Raw genomic sequence first — 17541 nt, forward strand, 5'->3', positions numbered from 1 at the left:
CCTTCCTGATCGCGGTACCGACCGGGGTGAAGTTCTTCAACTGGATCGGCACCATGTGGAAGGGCTCCCTGTCCTTCGAGACACCGATGCTGTGGGTCATGGGCTTTCTCGTCACGTTCGTCTTCGGCGGCCTGACGGGCGTCATGCTCGCCTCTCCCCCCATCGACTTCCACATCTCCGACTCGTACTTCGTGGTGGCCCACTTCCACTACGTGGTGTTCGGTACGGTCGTCTTCGCGATGTTCGCCGGATTCCACTTCTGGTGGCCGAAGTTCACCGGCAAGATGCTGGACGAACGCCTCGGCAAGATCACCTTCTGGACGCTGTTCACCGGCTTCCACGGCACCTTCCTCGTCCAGCACTGGCTGGGCGCCGAGGGCATGCAGCGCCGGATCCCGGACTATCTGGCGGTGGAGGGACTGACCGTGCTGAACACGGTCTCCACGGTCTTCTCGTTCCTGCTGGGTCTGTCGATCCTGCCGTTCCTGTACAACGTGTGGAAGACGGCCAAGTACGGCAAGAAGGTCGAGGCCGACGACCCGTGGGGCTACGGCCGTTCGCTGGAGTGGGCGACGTCCTGCCCGCCGCCGCGGCACAACTTCCTCACCCTGCCGCGGATCCGCAGCGAATCCCCCGCGTTCGACCTGCACCACCCCGGGGTGTCCGGCGCCGAGGAACGGGAGTTGACGGCCCCGTGACCGCCACGGACGACGGGGCGCGCGAGGCGCGGGCGCTGGTCCGGGAGATCGAGGGTCATCTGCTGCTGGCCGCCGCCCGCGAGGAGGGCCGCATGGCCGCGGCCCGGCTCGCGGGGCGGCTGGGCTGGCTGACCGATACCCAACGCGAGGATCTGGAGCGGCAGTTCGAGGCGGAATACCTGGGCCTGGCCCGCGCCTGCTGGCAGCGCACGGCGGAGCGGGCCGAGGAACTGCGCCATGCGTACGAGGGCCGCTACCGGGCGCTGCGGCAACGCCTGCTGGCCTGCTTCCTGCTCGCCTGCGCGGTGCCTTCGGCGACCTTGCTACTCACCCTGTCCACAGCCCGCTGAACCCGCCGCCCCATCCAGGGCACGGCCCCGCACGGACACGGTCCGGTCAGAGTGTTGGGAAACACTGCCCCGGCACTGGGCGCCCCGGTCCCGAACGCCCGGCCCACACACCCCGCACCCCCGCGCCCACCGCACCGGAGTTACCGGAACCTCCGCCCGGTGGCCCGGACCGGCCGTGCAAACACACCCCCACGGGCGGGCAACAAACCGGTCAGAGCACCGCCCCACCCCAACGCCGACCGGGTGAGGGCGCCGCCCCAGTCTGGGTGTTCGGGGAACACTGCCGTGGCACTGGGCGACCCCGTCCCCGACGCCCGGCCCACACACCCCACACCCGCACTCACCGCCCCGACACCCCACCCCCGCACCCTGCCCCCGACGCAAACCTCCGCGCCCCGGCACCCACCTCCGACCCCAACGCAAACCTCAATACCTCAGTACCCCGGCCCACACCCCTGACCCCGGTGCAAATCTCCGTGCGTCGGGGCACAGGTAGGGCGAGCGGCCGGGGTTGGTCAGGGGGGCCAGTTTCGGGGGCGGAGGATGCCGAGTAGCTGGCGCACCAGTTCGTCGGTCACCTCGTCCAGCGTCGCGTCCACCCACCCGGCGCTCCAGTCGTGCAGAAGCCCGTTGACGCTGCCGATGAACGCGGCAGCGGCGATGCGGTAGTCGCGGGGCGCCGCCTCACCGCGGGCGACCGCCGCCCGCGCCTGCGCGCAGATGAGTTCGACCCAGCGGGCGCGGCGGGCCAGGCGCTGCTCATCCAGGCGCGGACTGACCCCGACGATCTCGACGAAGGTGATGCGGACGCGGCGCGGGTCGGCGGTGACGTTCGCGGCGTAGGCGCGAAAGAGCACGGCGGCGCGCTCAGCCAGCGGCAGCCCCTCGGCGTCGGCGAGCGCGGATCTGACGGCCCGCTCGGCCCAGTCGTTGACCTGGAGGTGGAGGGCGGCGAGGACGTCCTCCAGGGTGCGGAACTCCTCGTAGAACTGGCGGGTGGACAGCCCCGCCGCCTCGCTCAGCGCGGCCACCGTGCCGGCCCGGAAGCCCGGGGCGTCACCGAAGAGCCCGAGCGCGGCGTCCAGGAAGCGCCGCCGCCGTTCGGCCTGCCGCTCCTCGGCGCTCCTGCCCGCGTAGCGGCCGGTCGGGGCCCTGAGCCTGCCCGCCACGGTCCCTCCTCACCCGACGCGTCCATGTGCCGGCCAATTTTGTCGTGTACGCGGTCTTGTGGAGAGGGCCACCCCACCTTACTTTTCAGTAAGTTAACTCTGAAGGCGCCCGTGTTCAGACTTCTCGCCCTGTCAGGGCACGCCCCCGCACGCACCCGCACCTCCCCCACCCAGAGGAGAGAGCAGTCATGCCCGCCTTCACCACCAGGCACCTTTGCGCCGTGGCCGCCGCACTCGCCTTGACCGTCGCCGCTCCCGCCACCGCCACCGCCGCCACCGCCACCGCGCCCGCCGCCCCGGCGCTGCGCGAGGTGCTGTTCGTCGGCAACAACTGGGACGGCACCGCGGACGTCATCGCCTCCCGCGGCGACTTCACGAAGATCGGCCGGATCGACGTCGTCCCGGACAAGGACCGGCGGATGGCGGAGATCAACGCCGATCCGATCAAGTGGATCTACTTCATGGCCATCCGCAATGGCGTCGGCGAGGGCCACGACCAGTTCGCGGACGACATGTACTCCACCCCGGACGGCAGGTCGGTGGTGGTCTCCCGGCCCAGCTTCGCCGACGTGGTCTCGATCGACCTGGCCACCGGAGCGGTCAACTGGCGCTTCCCGGTGTCCGGTTACCGCGCCGACCACATGGCGGTCTCCCCCGACGGCACCCGGGTCGCGGTGTCCGCCTCGACCGGCAACACGGTGCATGTGCTGGACATCGGCACCGGCCGGCAGCTCGGTTCCTTCGCCACCGGTGACAAGCCGCACGAGAACGTCTTCACCAAGGACGGCAGATACATCTGGAACATGTCCATCGGAGACGTCAACACCGCCCTGGACGACCCCTTCTGGGACTGGACGAAGGGGGACCGGCACATCACGGTGGTCGACGCGACGACCTATCGGCAGGTCAAGGTCATCGACATGCGCGAGCGCCTGGACGCCATCGGCCTCGACGACTTCTCGGACGCGGTCCGCCCCGCGGTCTTCTCCCCGGACGAGTCGAAGCTGTACTTCCAGGTCTCCTTCTTCAATGGCTTCCTGGAGTACGACGTCGCCGCCGACCGGATCACCCGGGTGAAGACCCTGCCGAAGAACCCGGCGACCAGCGAGGACCGCACCACCTGGGTCAACGACTCGCGCCACCACGGCATCTCGATGAGCCCGGACGGCACCAAGCTGTGCGTCGCGGGCACGATGGACGACTACGCCACCGTCGTGGACCGGGCGACCCTCCAGCAGGGCCCGCTGGTCGCCACGTCCAAGCCGTACTGGGCGACGGTCAGCGGCGACGGCAAGGACTGCGTGGTCTCCGAGAGCGGCGCCGACCAGGTGACCGCGATCGACTTCGCGACCGGGCGGAAGGTCGCCTCGGTCGCGGTCGGCGACCATCCGCAACGGGTCAGGCTGGGCCATGTCCAGGCCGACTGGACGGCTCCCGCGGGCGGCTGACGGCGGGTGCGGCGCCGGACGGCGACCTGCCGGAGAAGGGGGCCGCCCCGTCCCGCCGGGGCCGCGCGGTCGCCGACGCCTCAGCCACCCAGCCGGTTGGTGACGTTCAGCAGGTACTCCTTCCGGTTCAGCGGGTTGTGGTCGGTGCGCGGGCGCTCGGGGACCGTGCCGCGGGTGACCGGGGCCCAGTGGTCGAAGGCTGTCTCCAACTCGCCCTCGCCGCGGGTCAGTCCGGGCAGCCGCTGGTCGAGTCCGTGCACCCGGGCGGCGGGCACCGCGCCCTCCAGCACGCACACCGAGCCGTGCGCCTGGGTGCTCTGCGGCACCGCGGCGAGCCGCGCGAGCACCGGCAGCAGGGTGCCCAGGGTGTCCGCCGGGGCCTCGATGCGGAAGCGGTGCATCGGTTCGTACACCCGGGTGCCCGCGCGCCGCAGCGCCTCGATCAGGACGAGCGGGGTGAGACCGCGGAAGTCGGCGCCGGTGCTGGACATGCTCTTGTCGAAGCCCTGGTGGGCGTGGCTCTGCCGGGGCGAGTAGCCGCTGTGGGTCATGGTCACCGCGCAGTCGGTGACCCGCCAGCCGTGCAGCCCCTGCCCGAGGGTGTCGCGCACGGTGTCCTCGACGGCCTGGAAGAAGGCGTACGGCATCGAGCCCAGCTCCACCGCCAGCCGGAAGCCGACGCCCGAGCCCGCCGGGGCGGCGTCCACCCGCAGGCCTACGGTCGCGAGGAACGGGTTCCCGTCCTTCTTGTTGAACTCGACGGCCGCTCCGCTGCCCACCGGGCGCTCGACGCAGATGACGGTCGTCTCCCGGAAGGTGACGTCGAGGCCGTACTCGTCGGCGAGGGTCGCCTGGATCACCTCCTTCTGCACTTCGCCGTAGAGGGAGACGGAGGTCTCCTGCCGCCTCTCGTCGTGGCGCACGCCGATCAGCGGGTCCTGCTCGGCGAGCTGGGTGAGCGCGACGTGCAGCGCCCGCCGGTCCGCATGCGGGCCCGGCACGACGACGGTTTCCAGCGTCGGCGGCGCGAAGTGGCGCCGGTAGGCGGAGCGCGGCGCGTCCGCGCGCACGCCGGTGTCCGCGCTGCGGCGGATCGTGTCCCCGATCCGGATGCCGCCGAGGCCCCACAGCCTGCCGATCCGGCCCGCGCCGACGCTCTCCTGCCGGGCGTCGGTGCCGCCGTCGAAGACGCTGACCGCGGTGACCTTCCCCTCCTGCGGGCCGTCCCCGAACAGGACGCGGTCGCGGGTGCGCAGGGTGCCGGTGAAGACCCGCGCGTAGGCGACCTTCTCCCCCGCCGGGCCCCGGTCGACCTTGAACACCGTCGCCGACAGCGGCCCGTCGGGGTCGCCCGCGGCGGCGGGCAGCAGTTCCTCGATGGCGCCGAGCAGGTCGGCCACGCCCGCGCCGGTGACGGCCGAGCCGAAGTAGACCGGGTGGACGCGGGCCCGCCGGGTCTGGGCGGCGAGCGCGGCGCGCAGCCGGGTGGGCGGGACACGGTCCTGCACATAGGCGGCGAGCAGGTCGTCGTCCTGGTCGGCGAGGACGTCGAGGGCGCCCGGGGAGAGGCCGGGCAGGAAGCGGGCGCCGCGGGTGCCGAGGCCGGTGGTGGTGCCCATCGGCACCAGCGCCGGGGTGAGCCGGCGGGCCATGGCCCGCAGCACCTCGTCCTCGCCCGCCCCGCGCCGGTCGATCTTGTTCACGAAGACCAGCGTGGGGATGCGCAGCCGCCGCAGGGTCCGCATCAGCACCCTGGTCTGCGCCTGGACGCCCTCGACGGCCGAGACGACCAGGACGGCGCCGTCGAGCACGCCGAGGACCCGTTTCACCTCGGCGATGAAGTCGGGGTGGCCGGGTGTGTCGATGAGGTTGACGGTCACACCGTCGAGCGGGAAGGAGACGACCGCCGACTTGATCGTGATGCCGCGCTGCCGTTCCAGCGCGAGCGTGTCCGTCCGGGTGCTGCCGGCGTCGACGCTGCCGACCTCGTCGATCACTCCGACGGAGTGCAGCAGCCGTTCGGTCAGGCTGGTCTTACCGGCGTCTACGTGCGCGAGGATTCCGAGATTGAGCAGATGCACTGTGCGTGATGTCCTTCGGCATGGGTGGGGTTCCTTCCTGCGGAGACATGCACGCAGCGCGCATCGTGGGTCCTCTCTGTGTGACGACTGGTCCGGTGCAGTGCAGCAGCACCGGCACTCGGGCCGCAACGGATTAACGGCCGGGCACGAGGCGGCGGCGCAGCGCTCGCCGCGACCCCACCCCGGTCTTAGAGTGACGTACATCACGTCCGGTCGCCGGTATCCCTCGCTCACGCCCGCACGGTCTGGAGGGCACATGACCCACATCAAGGTGAAGGTGGACGGCACGCACTACGAGGACGACGTGGAGCCCCGTCTCCTCCTCGCCCACTACCTGCGCGACCGGCTCGGCCTGACCGGCACCCCGATCGGCTGCGACACCTCCAACTGCGGGGCCTGCACGGTCGACCTGGACGGGGCGACCGTCAAGAGCTGCTCGGTGCTGGCCGTCCAGGCCGACGGCTCCGAGGTGACCACCGTGCAGGGCCTGGCCCGCGACGGGCGGCTGACGGCGTTGCAGCGCGCCTTCCACGAGCGGCACGCGCTCCAGTGCGGCTACTGCACCCCGGGCATGATCATGGCGGCACGGGACCTGCTGCGCGAGAACCCGCGCCCCGGCCCGGACGAGGTGCGCCAAGCCCTTGAGGGCAACCTGTGCCGCTGCACCGGCTACCAGAACATCGTCCGCGCGGTGCTCGCCGCCTCGGGACAGCAGCCCGCGTCCGGGCAGGAGAGCGCTCAGGAGGTCACGGCATGACCGATCAGGCCGTAGCACGCGAGGTCGGTCGCTCCCGGCTGCGCAAGGAGGACGCCCGGCTGATCACCGGCCAGACCAACTGGACCGACAACATCCAGGTCACCGGCCTGCTGCATCTCGCGGTGCTGCGCAGCCCGATGGCGCACGCGCGCATCCGCGCGGTCGACGTCTCCCCGGCGCTCGACCGGCCCGGTGTGGTCGCGGCGTTCAGCGGCGCCGACCTCGCCGACGGGCTGGGCTCGCTGCCGTGCGCCTGGCCGGTGACCGAGGACATCGTGCTGCCAGGGCACCCGCCGATCGCGGTGGACGAGGTCCGCTACGCCGGTGACCCGGTCGCCGTGGTGGTGGCCCGCGACCGGTACGCGGCGGCCGACGCGCTGGAGGCGGTCGAGGTCGACTACGAGCCGCTGGAGCCGGTCCTCGACCTGGAGGCCGCGCTCGCGGACGACGCCCCGCTGGTCCACTCCGACAAGGGCACCAACCGCAGCTATGTGTGGCCGCTGGCGACCGGCGAGAGTTTCGCCGCGGTCCGCGAGCGCGCCGAGGTCACCCTGCGGCGCCGCTACCACCAGCAGCGCCTGATCCCCAACGCGATGGAGCCCCGCGCGGTCGTCGTCACTCCGCTGGCCGCCTCCGGCGAGTACACGGTCTACTCGGCGACGCAGATCCCGCACATCCTGCGGATCATGCTGGCGACCGTCACGGGCGTGCCCGAGCACAAGCTGCGCGTGATCGCCCCGGACGTGGGCGGCGGCTTCGGTTCCAAGCTCCAGGTGTACGGCGAGGAGGCCATCGCCCTGGCCGTCGCCCGCAGGCTGGGCCGCCCGGTGAAGTGGACCGAGTCCCGCTCCGAGGGCTATCTGGCCACCCACCACGGCCGCGGCATGATCCAGGACATCGAGGTGGCCGCCACCCGGGAGGGCAGGCTGCTCGGCCTCAAGGTGGACCTGATCGCCGACATGGGCGCCTATCTGATGCTCGTCACCCCGGGCATCCCGATCCTCGGCGCCTTCATGTACCCGGCGATCTACAAGATGGACTCCTACGAGTTCACCTGCACGGGTGTCTTCACCACCCGGACGCCCACCGACGCCTACCGCGGTGCCGGGCGCCCGGAGGCCACGTTCGCCATCGAGCGGATCATGGACGAGCTGGCCGCGGAGCTGGGCCTCGACCCGGTTCAGCTGCGGCGCCGCAACTGGATCCGGCACGAGGAGTTCCCGTACACCACCATCGCCGGGCTCACCTACGACAGCGGCGACTACGAGGCCGCGACGGACAAGGCCCTCGCCCTGTTCGGCTACGACGAACTCCGCGCCGAGCAGCGCGAACGCAACGCGCGCGGCGACACCGTACGCCTCGGCATCGGTGTGTCGACCTTCACCGAGATGTGCGGCCTCGCGCCGAGCCGGGTGCTGCGCGACCTCAGGTACGGGGCCGGCGGCTGGGAGGCGGCGAGCATCCGCATGCTGCCCACCGGCAAGGTCGAGGTGGTCACCGGCACCAGCCCGCACGGGCAGGGGCACGAGACCTGCTGGAGCCAGATCGCCGCCGATGTGCTCGGCGTGCCGTTCGAGGACGTCGAGGTGGTGCACGGCGACACCCAGTCCGCACCGCAGGGCATGGACACCTACGGCTCGCGGTCGCTGGTGGTCGGCGGCGAGGCCGTGCACCGGGCGGCGGCCAAGGTGGTGGACAAGGCCCGGAAGGTGGCCGCGCACCTGCTGGAGGCGAGCGAGCAGGACCTGGACTTCACGGACGGCGTGTTCTCCGTGAAGGGCTCGCCGGAGGCACGCAGGACCATTCAGGAGATCGCCTTCGAGACGTTCTCCTCGCACGACCTGCCCGACGGCATGGAGCCGACCATCAACGCCGAGTACCTGGTCGACCCGGAGAACTTCTCCTACCCGCACGGCACCCACCTGTGCGCGGTCGAGGTCGACACGGAGACCGGGGCGACCCGTATCCGGTCCTACGTCTGCGTGGACGACGTCGGCCGGGTCGTCAACCCGATGATCGTCGAGGGGCAGGTGCACGGCGGGCTCGCGCAGGGCATCGCGCAGGCCCTGTACGAGGAGGCCGTCTACGACGACGAGGGCAACCTGGTCTCCGGCACCATGGCGGACTACCTGGTGCCGTCCGCGGCAGACCTGCCGGACTTCGTGACCGACCGCACCGAGACACCGGCCGCGTCGAACGCGCTCGGCGTCAAGGGAGTCGGCGAGGCGGGCACCATCGCCTCGACGCCCGCCGTGGTCAACGCGGTCGTGGACGCGCTCAGGCCGTTCGGCGTGCACGACGTGCGGATGCCCTGCACACCGGAGCGGGTCTGGCGGGCCGTGCGGTCGGCCACCGCCGGGAAGGAGGCCGCGGCATGATTCCACCCGCGTTCGAGTACACCCGTCCGCACAGCGTCGACGAGGCGGTGCGCGCGCTCGCCGAGGCGGGCGACGAGGCGAAGGTGCTGGCCGGCGGGCAGAGCCTGCTGCCGCTGCTGCGCCTCAGGCTGGCCTTCCCCGAACTCGTCGTGGACGTCGGCCGGATCCCGGGGCTGCGCGGGGTGCGTGAGGACGGCGACAGCCTCGTCATCGGCGCGCTGACCACCCACCACGACCTGATCCGCGACCCGCTGGTCCGCCGGCACGCGGGACTGCTCGCGGCGGCCACGCGCACCGTCGCCGACCCCGCCGTACGGCACCGGGGTACCCTCGGCGGCTCCCTGGCGCACGCCGACCCGGCCGGTGATCTGCCCGCGGTGCTGCTGGCGCTGGACGGCGACATGGTCGCCGTAGGCCCAAAGAGGCGGCGCACCATCCCGGTGGGCGAGTTCTTCGTGGACTACTTCCAGTCCGCGCTGGCCCCCGACGAGCTGCTGGTGGAGGTGCGGGTGCCGAAGACGGACGGCTGGGACTTCCACTACGAGAAGTTCCACCGGGCCGCCCAGGCCTGGGCGATCGTCGGCGTGGCCGCCCTGGTGCGCCGGGACGACGGCCGGATCGCCGAGGCCCGCATCGGGCTCACCGGCATGGGCAGCACCCCGCTGCGGGCGGTGGCCGCCGAGCGGGCCCTTACCGGCGCCGCGGATGAGGACGCCGTCGCCCGGGCCGGCGAGCAGGCCGCCGAGGGCACCCGGCCCGCCCAGGACGTGTCGGGCTCGCCCGAGTACCGGGCGCACCTCGCACGGGTGCTGACCCGGCGGGCGGTCCTGGCCGCCACCGGAGCGAGGTGAGCGCCGATCACCCGGATGGAAGACCCGGAGCAGGTACGGGCCCGGCTGGAGGAGACGGGGTACCTCGTCGACGAGGGGCTGGCCGTCACCTGTTTCCTGGCCCTGAGACTGCACCGGCCGCTGTTCTGCGAGGGAGACGCGGGCGTCGGCAAGACCGCGCTCGCCGCCGCCCTCGCCGAGGCGCTTGACGCCCCGCTGATCCGGTTGCAGTGCCACGAGGGCATCGACGCCGCGCAGGCCCTGTACGACTGGGACTTCCCGCGCCAGCTGCTGCATCTGCGGGCCGCCGAGGCGGCCGGGATCACCGACGCCGACCGGCTGGAGAGCGAGCTGTACGACCGGCGGTTCCTGATCGCCCGGCCGCTGCTGCGGGCGTTGCAGACCTGGCCCTCGGTGCTCCTGGTCGACGAGATCGACCGGGCCGACGACGAGTTCGAGGCGTTCCTGCTGGAGCTGCTGTCCGAGTACTCGGTGACCGTGCCGGAGCTGGGCACGCTGCGCGCCGAGGTGCCGCCGGTCGTGGTGCTGACCTCGAACCGGACCCGGGAGGTGCACGACGCGCTGAAGCGGCGGTGCCTGTACCACTGGTTCGACCATCCCTCCTTCGCCCGCGAACTGGCCATCGTGCGCCGCCGGCTGCCACAGGTCGCGGAGCGGCTGGCCGAGCAGGTGACCGCCCTGGTGCAGGCGCTGCGGGGCGCCGATCTGCTCAAGCCGCCGGGCGTGGCCGAGACGATCGACTGGGCGCAGGCCCTGGACGCCCTCGGGGCGAGCGAGGTCGACGCGGAGCTGGCGGTGGCCACCCTGGGCTCGGTGCTGAAGTACCGGGAGGACACGGAGCGGGCGCGGGGTCTCGACCTCACGGCGGTGCTGGCGGCCCGGGGAGCGCGGACGCCATGACGGACAGCGGACGCGGACCGGTCGAAGGGCGGTGGGCGGACGGGCCCGCGGGGCCCGACACGGTGCTGCTCGGCTTCGTGCGCGCGCTGCGGGCGGCGGGGGTCGACGCGAGCACCGAGCGGCTGTACGCCTTCCTGCGCGCGGTCGACGTCCTGCGGCCCGGGGTGCGTGCGGACGTGCACGCGGCGGGCCGGGCCACGCTGTGCGGCGGCCGGGACGACCTGGAGCGGTACGAGCGGGTGTTCGCCGCGTACTTCGGGCCGGCCGGCGGCCCCGCGCCGCCCCCGGCCCGTGCCGCCGCCCCGCCCCGGGCCCGGACCCGGACCGCCGTGCGGGACGCCGCGTCCGGGGCCCGCGCGGCGCACGACGGCGCGCCGCCGGGGCCGCCCGCCCTGGCGTTCGCCAGCTCCACCGAGGTGCTGCGCCACCGCGACCTCGGCGAGCTGGACGCCGCCGAACGCGCCCAGCTCAACCGGCTGCTGGCCGCGTTCGCGCCGCACGGGCAGACCCGGCTGTCCGCGCGGCGCCGGCCGGCCCGGCACGGCGCCGTCGACCCGCGCCGGACCGTGCGGGAGCTGCTGCGGCGCGGCGGGGAGCCCGCGCTGCTGCGCCGGCACGCGCGGGTGCGCCGGCCGCGCCGGGTGGTGCTGCTGGTCGACGTGAGCGGTTCGATGGCGCCGTACGCCGACGCGCTGCTGCGGTTCGCGCACGCGGCGGCCCGGCGGGCACCGACGGAGGTGTTCACCATCGGCACCCGGCTGACCCGGGTGACCCGCGAACTCGGCCACCGCGACCCCGACCTGGCGATGGCGGCGCTCGCGGCGGCCGTGCCCGACTGGCGCGGCGGCACCCGGCTCGGCGTGCTGCTGCGCGAGTTCCTGAACCGCTGGGGGAAGCGGGGCATGGCGCGCGGCGCGGTCGTCGTGCTGCTCTCGGACGGCTGGGAGCGCGGCGACCCCGGACTGCTCGGGGCGCAGATGCGCCGGCTGCACGCGCTGGCGCACCGGGTGATCTGGGCCAACCCCCGCAAGGCGCGCCCCGGTTACGCGCCGCTGGCCGGGGGGATGGCGGCGGCCCTGCCCAGCGTGGACACGTTCGTCGAGGGGCACAGCCTGGCGGCGCTCGAACGACTGGCGGCCGTGCTGGGCGGGGCGGCGGCGGATGATCCGGCCGAGGCCGCCGGACGGAGAGGAGCGGAGTGTGCGTGAGATTCTTCCGGCCCTGGAGCGCTGGTACGCGGCGGGCGTCCCGTTCGGGCTCGCCACGGTCGTGGCGGTCAGTCGCAGCGCGCCGCGCGGGCCCGGCGCGGCCATGGCGGTCGGGCCCGGCGACGAGGTCGTGGGCAGTGTGTCCGGCGGCTGTGTGGAGGGCGCCGTCTTCGAACTGGCGCAGGAGGTCGTGGCGAGCGGCGAGGCCCGCGTCGAGACCTTCGGCTACAGCGACGAGGACGCGTTCGCGGTCGGTCTGACCTGCGGCGGTGAGATCACCCTGCTGGTGCGGCCCGTGACGCCCGCGGCCGATCCCGTCTTCGGTGCCGTCGCCGCGTCGGTGGCGCGCGGCGAACCCGTGACGGTGGCCACGGTGGTCGACGGGCCGGCACCGCGCGGCGCCACGCTCGCGGTGTGGCCGGGCGCGGTGGCCGGCACGCTCGGCACATCCGGTCTTGACGCGGCGGTCACCGCGGACGCGCGCGGCGAACTGGCCGTCGGCGCCACCGGGTCGAGGCACTACGGCCGGCGCGGTGAGCGCCGCGAGGACGCCGTCACCGTGTTCCTCCACTCGTTCGCGCCGCCGCCCCGGATGCTGGTCTTCGGCGCGATCGACTACGCGGCGGCGGTGGCCCGCATCGGCGACTTCCTCGGCTACCGGGTCACCGTGTGCGACGCCCGCCCGGTCTTCGCCACGCCGAAGCGGTTCCCGGCGGCCGTGGAGGTCGTCGTGGACTGGCCGCACCGCTATCTGAGCGGCACCGGCACCGACGAGCGGACGGTGATCTGCGTGCTCACCCACGATCCGAAGTTCGATGTGCCGCTGCTTGAGGAGGCGCTGCGCCGGCCGGCCGCGTACATCGGGGCGATGGGCAGCCGCCGCACCCACGACGAGCGCAGGAAACGGCTGGCCGAGGCCGGGGTCGGCGCGCGGGAGCTGGCACGGCTGCGCTCGCCGCTCGGGCTTGACCTCGGGGCCCGTACGCCCGAGGAGGTCGCCGTGTCCGTCGCCGCCGAGATCGTCGCGCTGCGCTGGGGCGGCAGCGGCGTGCCCCTCACCGCGACCGCCGGGGCCATCCACCCGGTGGGCGCCCGCTGAGTGCGAGGAGGAAGTCATGGAGCTGCACCACGAGTTCACCGTCCCCGTCCCGGTCGACGACGCCTGGCGCGCGCTCCTCGACGTCGAGCGCATCGCGCCGTGCCTGCCGGGTGCCACAGTGGAGGAGTACGACGGCACGACGGTGACCGGCGGGGTGAAGGTCAAGGTCGGCCCGGTGACCGTGACCTACCGGGGCACCGCCGTCTTCGAGGAGAAGGACGCGGCGGCGCACCGGATGGTGCTGGTGGCGAGCGGCCGGGAGACCCGGGGGCAGGGCACGGCCCGGGCCACCGTCACCGGCACGCTGAGCGGGCGGGACGGCGGCACGGCGGTGGCGGTGGACACCGATCTGACGGTGACCGGGCGGCCGGCGCAGTTCGGCCGTGGGGTGCTCGCGGAGGTCGGCGACCGGCTGGTGGGGCAGTTCGCCGAGTGTCTGGCCGAGCGGCTGGGCGAGCGGCCCGAGGCGCCGGCCCCGGCAGAGCCGGAACCACTGGACCTGGCCCGCGCGGCCGCCGTACCGGTGGCCAAGCGTGCGGCGGTCGTGGCGGCGGCACTGGGCGTACTCGTACTGGTGTACGCAGGCGTGCGCAGATGCCTGCGCTCCGGGCGCCACCGCTGACCCCGCACGAGAGCGCCCCGAAAGGGGCGCGGGGCTGTATCGATTTGCGGCTCCGCCGCGCGGGCGCGAGCAACCACGACACACCCGCAGCCAACCGACAACAGCACAGCGCGGCACAACCAGCGGAGCGCTACCGCAGTCGGTGGAGCGTCACGTCCGTGAGGGCGGCGTCGGTCAGGGTCGCCGTGAGGTAGGTGCAGTGGGGCTGGCGGCGGCGGTCGGTGGGTGAGCCGGGGTTGAGCAGCCGCAGCCCGGTCGGGGCCGTGCTGTCCCAGGGGATGTGGCTGTGGCCGAAGACCAGCACGTCCAGGTCGGGGAAGCGGGCGGCGCAGCGCGCCTCGCGGCCCGCGGCGGGCCCGGTCTCGTGGACGACGCCGAAGCGCAGGCCGCCGAGTTCGGCACGGGCCACTTCGGACAGGCGGGCGCGCAGCTCGGGTCCGTCGTTGTTGCCGTACACCGCGACCAGCCGCCGGCTGCGGCTCTCCAGCAGATCGAGGGTGGCGGTGTCGACCCAGTCGCCGGCGTGGAACACCACGTCGGCGTGCGGGAGTTCGGCGAGCAGCGGCTCCGGCAGCCGGTGGGCGCGCCGGGGCAGATGGGTGTCGGACATGAGGAGCAGGCGCACAGGGTCAGCGTAGGGCAGCGCGCCCCGGCGGACGCGCGGCGAGATCCGCTCATGCAGCACCCGTCAGGCGGACCCATCAGGCAGAACCCATCAGGGAGAATCCATCAGGTAAAACTGAACAGTTCCAGCTGGACAGTTTGGACTGTGCGACCTAGGGTGCTCGCCATGGACGACATCTCCGGCTCCGCCGCCCGGGCCGCACGCGAGTTGCGCGTGGTGTTCAGCCGGCTGCGGCGCCGCATACGGGAGGTCGCGCGGGACACCGACCTCACGCCCTCCCAGGAGTCGGCGCTCACCCTGGTGGGCAAGCACGGCGCGGCCACCGCCAGCGCCCTGGCGTCCGCCGAGGGCGTGCGACCGCAGTCGATGGCCGCCACCCTCGCCGCGCTCGACCAGCACGGCCTGATCCGGCGCGCCCCCGACCCCGACGACGGCCGCCGGCAGCTGGTCACCCTCACCGACGCGGGCCGGGCCCGCGTCGCAGGCAACCGGCAGGCGCGCGAGGAGTGGCTGGCCCGGGCCTTCCAGGACCGGTTCACCGAGGACGAGCGCCGCACGGTCCTGAAGGCGCTGACCCTCATGGAACGCCTGTCGCAGCAGTGACGCCGAGGATCGGCCCGCGCGCACCATCCACCGAGACACATCCCCGAAAGGCCCACCGATGGCACTCACCGCCCTCGACCCCCGTACCGCCCTCGTCGTGATCGACCTCCAGCGCGGCATCGCCTCCGCTCCCACGCAGCCGTACGGCGGCCCCGAGGTGGTGGCCCGCTCGGCGCAGCTGGCCGACGCCTTCCGGGCCCGTGAGCTGCCCGTGGTCCTGGTCCGGGTCTCCTTCGCGGCGGACTGGGCGGACCGGGTCCCCGGCCGCACCGAGCGCCAGGGTCCCGGCGGCGCCTACCCGGAGGGCTGGGACGTGATCGTCGACGAGCTGTCCGGACACCCCGGCGACATCCGCGTCACCAAGCACAACTGGGGCGCCTTCCACGGCACCGACCTCGATGTCCAGCTGCGCCGCCGGGGCGTCACCCAGATCGTGCTGACCGGCATCGCCACCAGCATCGGCGTCGAGTCCACCGCCCGCGCCGCCTACGAGCACGGCTACCACGTCACGGTCGCCACGGACGCCGTGGCCGACATGACGCCCGAGGCGCACGCGAACAGCGTCGAGCGGATCTTCCCGCGGCTCGGCGAGACGGGCACGACACAGGAGATCCTTCAGCTCCTGGCCAAGACCCACGGCTGACCCCGCCCGGCCCGGCCCCCGGTGCGGGGTGGTCGCCGCCCGCACCGGCACCCGGGTTAACATTCGGCAACGCATGCCGTGCCACCAAGGCAACGGGAAGCGAGCTAAGGGGGCTTGGAAGCCGGATGCCGGTCAAGGTCAGTGTCATCGTCCCCGTCTACAACCCCGGGCCGTACATCGAGGACTGCGTCGCCTCGGTGCTGCGGCAGTCGCTGCCCGACGACGAGTACGAAGTGATCTTCGTCGACGACGGCTCCACCGACGCCACCCCGGCGAGACTGGACGAGCTGGCCGCCGAGCACCCGCAGATCACGGTCATCCACCAGCCGAACTCCGGCTGGTCGGGCAAGCCCCGCAACGTGGGGATCGCCGCGTCCCGTGGCGAGTTCGTGATGTTCGTCGACAACGACGACTACCTCGGCGACGAGGCCCTGGAGCGGATGTACGAGTACGGGGTGGCGAACAAGGCCGACGTCATCGTGGGCAAGATGGCCGGCAAGGGCCGGCCGGTCCCGGTGGAGTTGTTCCGGCGCAACCACCCGCGCGCCACCGTCGGCAACGCCCCGCTCATCGACAGCCTCACCCCGCACAAGATGGTCCGGCGCGCCTTCCTGGAGCGCACCGGGCTACGCTTCCCCGAGGGCCGGCGCCGTCTGGAGGACCACGTCTTCGTCACGGAGGCGTATCTGCGCGCGGACAACGTCTCCGTGCTCAGCGACTACGTCTGCTACTACCACGTGAAGCGGGGCGACGCCTCGAACGCCGGTTTCCAGCCCTTCGAACCGGTCGGCTACTTCAAGAACCTCCGCGAGGCCCTGGACGTCGTCGAGCGGTACACCGAGCCGGGCCCGCTGCGCGACCGGCTGCTGCGCCGCTGGCTGCGCGTCGAGATCGTCGACCGGATGAGCGGTCGGCGCCTGCTCGGCCTCCCGGACGACTACCGGCGGCAGCTGTTCCAGGAGATGCACAAGGTGGTCGTGGAGCGGTTCGGGCCGGGCGTCGCCCCCGGTCTGCGCCCGGGGCAGCGCATCGTCGCCGCGCTGATCAGGGACGGCCGGTACGACGACCTGTTCGCCCAGGCCGAGTGGGAGGCCGGCATCGGCCCGCGGGCCGTGCCGACCGGCGTCGAGTGGCGCGACGGCACGCTGCGGGTCTCCTTCCGCGCCGAGTACCAGCACGGCGGCGAGCCCCTGACCTTCCCCGTCGACGGGGAAGGCACCCCCGCGGCCACCCCGCCACGGGACCTGGACCAGGCGGTGGCCTGGCTGGGCGCGGACGCCGTCGACGGCTTCGAGAAGGCGACCGTCGACCTCGTCCTGCGCGACCGCGCCAGCTCCGCCTCCTTCTTCCAGCCGGTGGAGGTCACCCGCGAACGGGTCCCGGCCGGCGACGGCCGCGTCCGGCTGGTGCTGCACGCGACGGCCGGCGTCGATGCCGGCACCGCGGCGGGCGGCACCGCGCTGCACGCCGGCCTGTGGGACGCGTATGTGCGGTTCGGCCTCGGCGGCTGGACCAAGGAGTGCCGGCTGGGCCCGGTCCGCGGGCCCGACCGCCCCACGCCGCCCGCCGGAGTCGTCGCGGACCGCGTGGTGCTGCCGTACTGGACCCAGCAGTACGACAACTTCTCCCTGGACGTCGACCGGGCGGGCAAGGCGCTCGGCCTCGGCCGGCTGACACCCGAGGACGCCGCGGTCTCCGACACCCATCCGCTGAGCGTCGCGCTGCCCCTGTACGTCCCCGACCGCATCGCCGTCCTGGTGCGGCTGACCAACGCCGCGACCGGCGAGCGGCGGCAGCGGACCGGGACGCTCACCCCGGCCGAGGGCACCCGCTCGCTGCTGGAGGCCGGGGTGCCGCTGCGCGAGTTGCGCGGGGCCGCCTGGCGGCTCGAGGTGTGCCTCGTCCCGCAGGCCGAGGCGCCCCGCTTCCTGCCGCTGCCGCTCGTCCTGCGGCCCGGACGCGGCGGCGGCGCCCTGCTGAGCCGTCCCGCCGCGCCGGGACCGGTGCGCCGGCTGGTGCGCCGGGCGCGGCGCGTCCTGGGCGCCGTACTGCGCGGGACGGCATCGGGGGCGGGGGCATCACGGGCGACGGCACGGAAGGGATGACACA

General features: G+C 73.4%; 16 protein-coding genes. 13 read left to right on the forward strand and 3 right to left on the reverse strand.

What is annotated here, in order from left to right:
- A partial coding sequence (locus ACIRFL_RS35205) for a cbb3-type cytochrome c oxidase subunit I (protein WP_404036958.1) occupies positions 1–698 on the forward strand: 698 nt, incomplete at its 5' end.
- On the forward strand, positions 695–1048 hold the full coding sequence (locus tag ACIRFL_RS35210) for a hypothetical protein (protein WP_404036960.1): 354 nt from the start codon (positions 695–697) through the stop codon (positions 1046–1048). The genes ACIRFL_RS35205 and ACIRFL_RS35210, both read left to right, overlap by 4 nt.
- Positions 1049–1563: 515 nt before the next feature.
- On the opposite strand, the gene ACIRFL_RS35215 is transcribed toward ACIRFL_RS35210, so the two are convergent.
- Entirely contained in the window at positions 1564–2217 is a 654-nt protein-coding gene (locus ACIRFL_RS35215; protein WP_404036963.1) for a TetR/AcrR family transcriptional regulator, read from the reverse strand.
- A 188-nt stretch (positions 2218–2405) separates the two neighbouring features.
- Here ACIRFL_RS35215 and ACIRFL_RS35220 point away from each other — a divergent pair, with 188 nt between their 5' ends.
- Complete coding sequence (locus tag ACIRFL_RS35220) at positions 2406–3665, forward strand: YncE family protein (protein WP_404036966.1); 1260 nt, start codon at positions 2406–2408, stop codon at positions 3663–3665.
- 80 nt (positions 3666–3745) lie between these two features.
- Here the strand turns inward: ACIRFL_RS35220 and ACIRFL_RS35225 are convergent, their stop codons facing one another.
- Positions 3746–5746, reverse strand: a complete 2001-nt coding sequence (locus ACIRFL_RS35225; RefSeq protein ID WP_404036968.1) for a GTP-binding protein — start codon at positions 5744–5746, stop codon at positions 3746–3748.
- A 256-nt stretch (positions 5747–6002) separates the two neighbouring features.
- Between ACIRFL_RS35225 and ACIRFL_RS35230 the strand changes: the two genes are divergently transcribed.
- Genes ACIRFL_RS35230 through ACIRFL_RS35260 form a run of 7 tightly spaced genes read left to right on the forward strand, consistent with a single transcriptional unit; the run spans position 6003 to position 13561 of the window.
- Entirely contained in the window at positions 6003–6503 is a 501-nt protein-coding gene (locus tag ACIRFL_RS35230; protein ID WP_404036971.1) for a (2Fe-2S)-binding protein, read from the forward strand.
- Positions 6500–8881 (forward strand): xanthine dehydrogenase family protein molybdopterin-binding subunit, encoded by a 2382-nt coding sequence (locus ACIRFL_RS35235; RefSeq protein WP_404036974.1) that lies wholly within the window; start codon positions 6500–6502, stop codon positions 8879–8881. Before ACIRFL_RS35230 ends, ACIRFL_RS35235 begins: the two co-directional genes overlap by 4 nt.
- Positions 8878–9732: an FAD binding domain-containing protein gene (locus tag ACIRFL_RS35240; protein ID WP_404036977.1), complete on the forward strand. Its 855-nt coding sequence runs from the start codon at positions 8878–8880 to the stop codon at positions 9730–9732. Before ACIRFL_RS35235 ends, ACIRFL_RS35240 begins: the two co-directional genes overlap by 4 nt.
- 15 nt (positions 9733–9747) lie before the next feature.
- Positions 9748–10632 carry an AAA family ATPase gene (locus ACIRFL_RS35245; protein ID WP_404036980.1) on the forward strand — a complete coding sequence of 295 codons (885 nt, stop codon included), beginning with the start codon at positions 9748–9750 and terminating at the stop codon, positions 10630–10632.
- Entirely contained in the window at positions 10629–11840 is a 1212-nt protein-coding gene (locus ACIRFL_RS35250) for a VWA domain-containing protein (protein WP_404036981.1), read from the forward strand. Before ACIRFL_RS35245 ends, ACIRFL_RS35250 begins: the two co-directional genes overlap by 4 nt.
- Positions 11833–12939 carry an XdhC family protein gene (locus ACIRFL_RS35255; RefSeq protein ID WP_404036984.1) on the forward strand — a complete coding sequence of 369 codons (1107 nt, stop codon included), beginning with the start codon at positions 11833–11835 and terminating at the stop codon, positions 12937–12939. Before ACIRFL_RS35250 ends, ACIRFL_RS35255 begins: the two co-directional genes overlap by 8 nt.
- 16 nt (positions 12940–12955) lie before the next feature.
- Entirely contained in the window at positions 12956–13561 is a 606-nt protein-coding gene (locus ACIRFL_RS35260) for an SRPBCC family protein (RefSeq protein WP_404036987.1), read from the forward strand.
- 130 nt (positions 13562–13691) lie between these two features.
- Here the strand turns inward: ACIRFL_RS35260 and ACIRFL_RS35265 are convergent, their stop codons facing one another.
- Positions 13692–14186: a metallophosphoesterase family protein gene (locus tag ACIRFL_RS35265; RefSeq protein ID WP_404036990.1), complete on the reverse strand. Its 495-nt coding sequence runs from the start codon at positions 14184–14186 to the stop codon at positions 13692–13694.
- Between the two features lie 165 nt (positions 14187–14351).
- Here ACIRFL_RS35265 and ACIRFL_RS35270 point away from each other — a divergent pair, with 165 nt between their 5' ends.
- The 3 genes from ACIRFL_RS35270 (at position 14352) to ACIRFL_RS35280 (ending at position 17537) form a co-directional block, all read left to right on the forward strand.
- The gene (locus ACIRFL_RS35270) at positions 14352–14789 is read left to right on the forward strand and encodes a MarR family winged helix-turn-helix transcriptional regulator (protein ID WP_404036993.1); all 438 of its coding nucleotides are present in this window, start codon (positions 14352–14354) and stop codon (positions 14787–14789) included.
- A gap of 58 nt (positions 14790–14847) precedes the next feature.
- Entirely contained in the window at positions 14848–15432 is a 585-nt protein-coding gene (locus ACIRFL_RS35275; RefSeq protein WP_404036996.1) for a hydrolase, read from the forward strand.
- Between the two features lie 125 nt (positions 15433–15557).
- The gene (locus ACIRFL_RS35280) at positions 15558–17537 is read left to right on the forward strand and encodes a glycosyltransferase family 2 protein (RefSeq protein ID WP_404036998.1); all 1980 of its coding nucleotides are present in this window, start codon (positions 15558–15560) and stop codon (positions 17535–17537) included.
- Positions 17538–17541: the final 4 nt, after the last annotated feature.

The sequence above is a fragment of the Streptomyces sp. NPDC102462 genome (genome assembly GCF_044765425.1).
In the GTDB taxonomy this organism is placed as follows: Bacteria; Actinomycetota; Actinomycetes; order Streptomycetales; family Streptomycetaceae; genus Streptomyces.

What these genes read in the sequence shown, in the direction of transcription:
- ACIRFL_RS35250 (WP_404036981.1), top strand. Translation starts at nt 10,629, where the DNA reads ATGACGGACAGCGGACGCGGACCGGTCGAAGGGCGGTGGGCGGACGGG.
- ACIRFL_RS35275 (WP_404036996.1), top strand. Translation starts at nt 14,848, where the DNA reads ATGGCACTCACCGCCCTCGACCCCCGTACCGCCCTCGTCGTGATCGAC.
- ACIRFL_RS35240 (WP_404036977.1), top strand. Translation starts at nt 8,878, where the DNA reads ATGATTCCACCCGCGTTCGAGTACACCCGTCCGCACAGCGTCGACGAG.
- ACIRFL_RS35260 (WP_404036987.1), top strand. Translation starts at nt 12,956, where the DNA reads ATGGAGCTGCACCACGAGTTCACCGTCCCCGTCCCGGTCGACGACGCC.
- ACIRFL_RS35235 (WP_404036974.1), top strand. Translation starts at nt 6,500, where the DNA reads ATGACCGATCAGGCCGTAGCACGCGAGGTCGGTCGCTCCCGGCTGCGC.
- ACIRFL_RS35245 (WP_404036980.1), top strand. Translation starts at nt 9,748, where the DNA reads ATGGAAGACCCGGAGCAGGTACGGGCCCGGCTGGAGGAGACGGGGTAC.
- ACIRFL_RS35270 (WP_404036993.1), top strand. Translation starts at nt 14,352, where the DNA reads ATGGACGACATCTCCGGCTCCGCCGCCCGGGCCGCACGCGAGTTGCGC.
- ACIRFL_RS35280 (WP_404036998.1), top strand. Translation starts at nt 15,558, where the DNA reads ATGCCGGTCAAGGTCAGTGTCATCGTCCCCGTCTACAACCCCGGGCCG.
- ACIRFL_RS35220 (WP_404036966.1), top strand. Translation starts at nt 2,406, where the DNA reads ATGCCCGCCTTCACCACCAGGCACCTTTGCGCCGTGGCCGCCGCACTC.
- ACIRFL_RS35230 (WP_404036971.1), top strand. Translation starts at nt 6,003, where the DNA reads ATGACCCACATCAAGGTGAAGGTGGACGGCACGCACTACGAGGACGAC.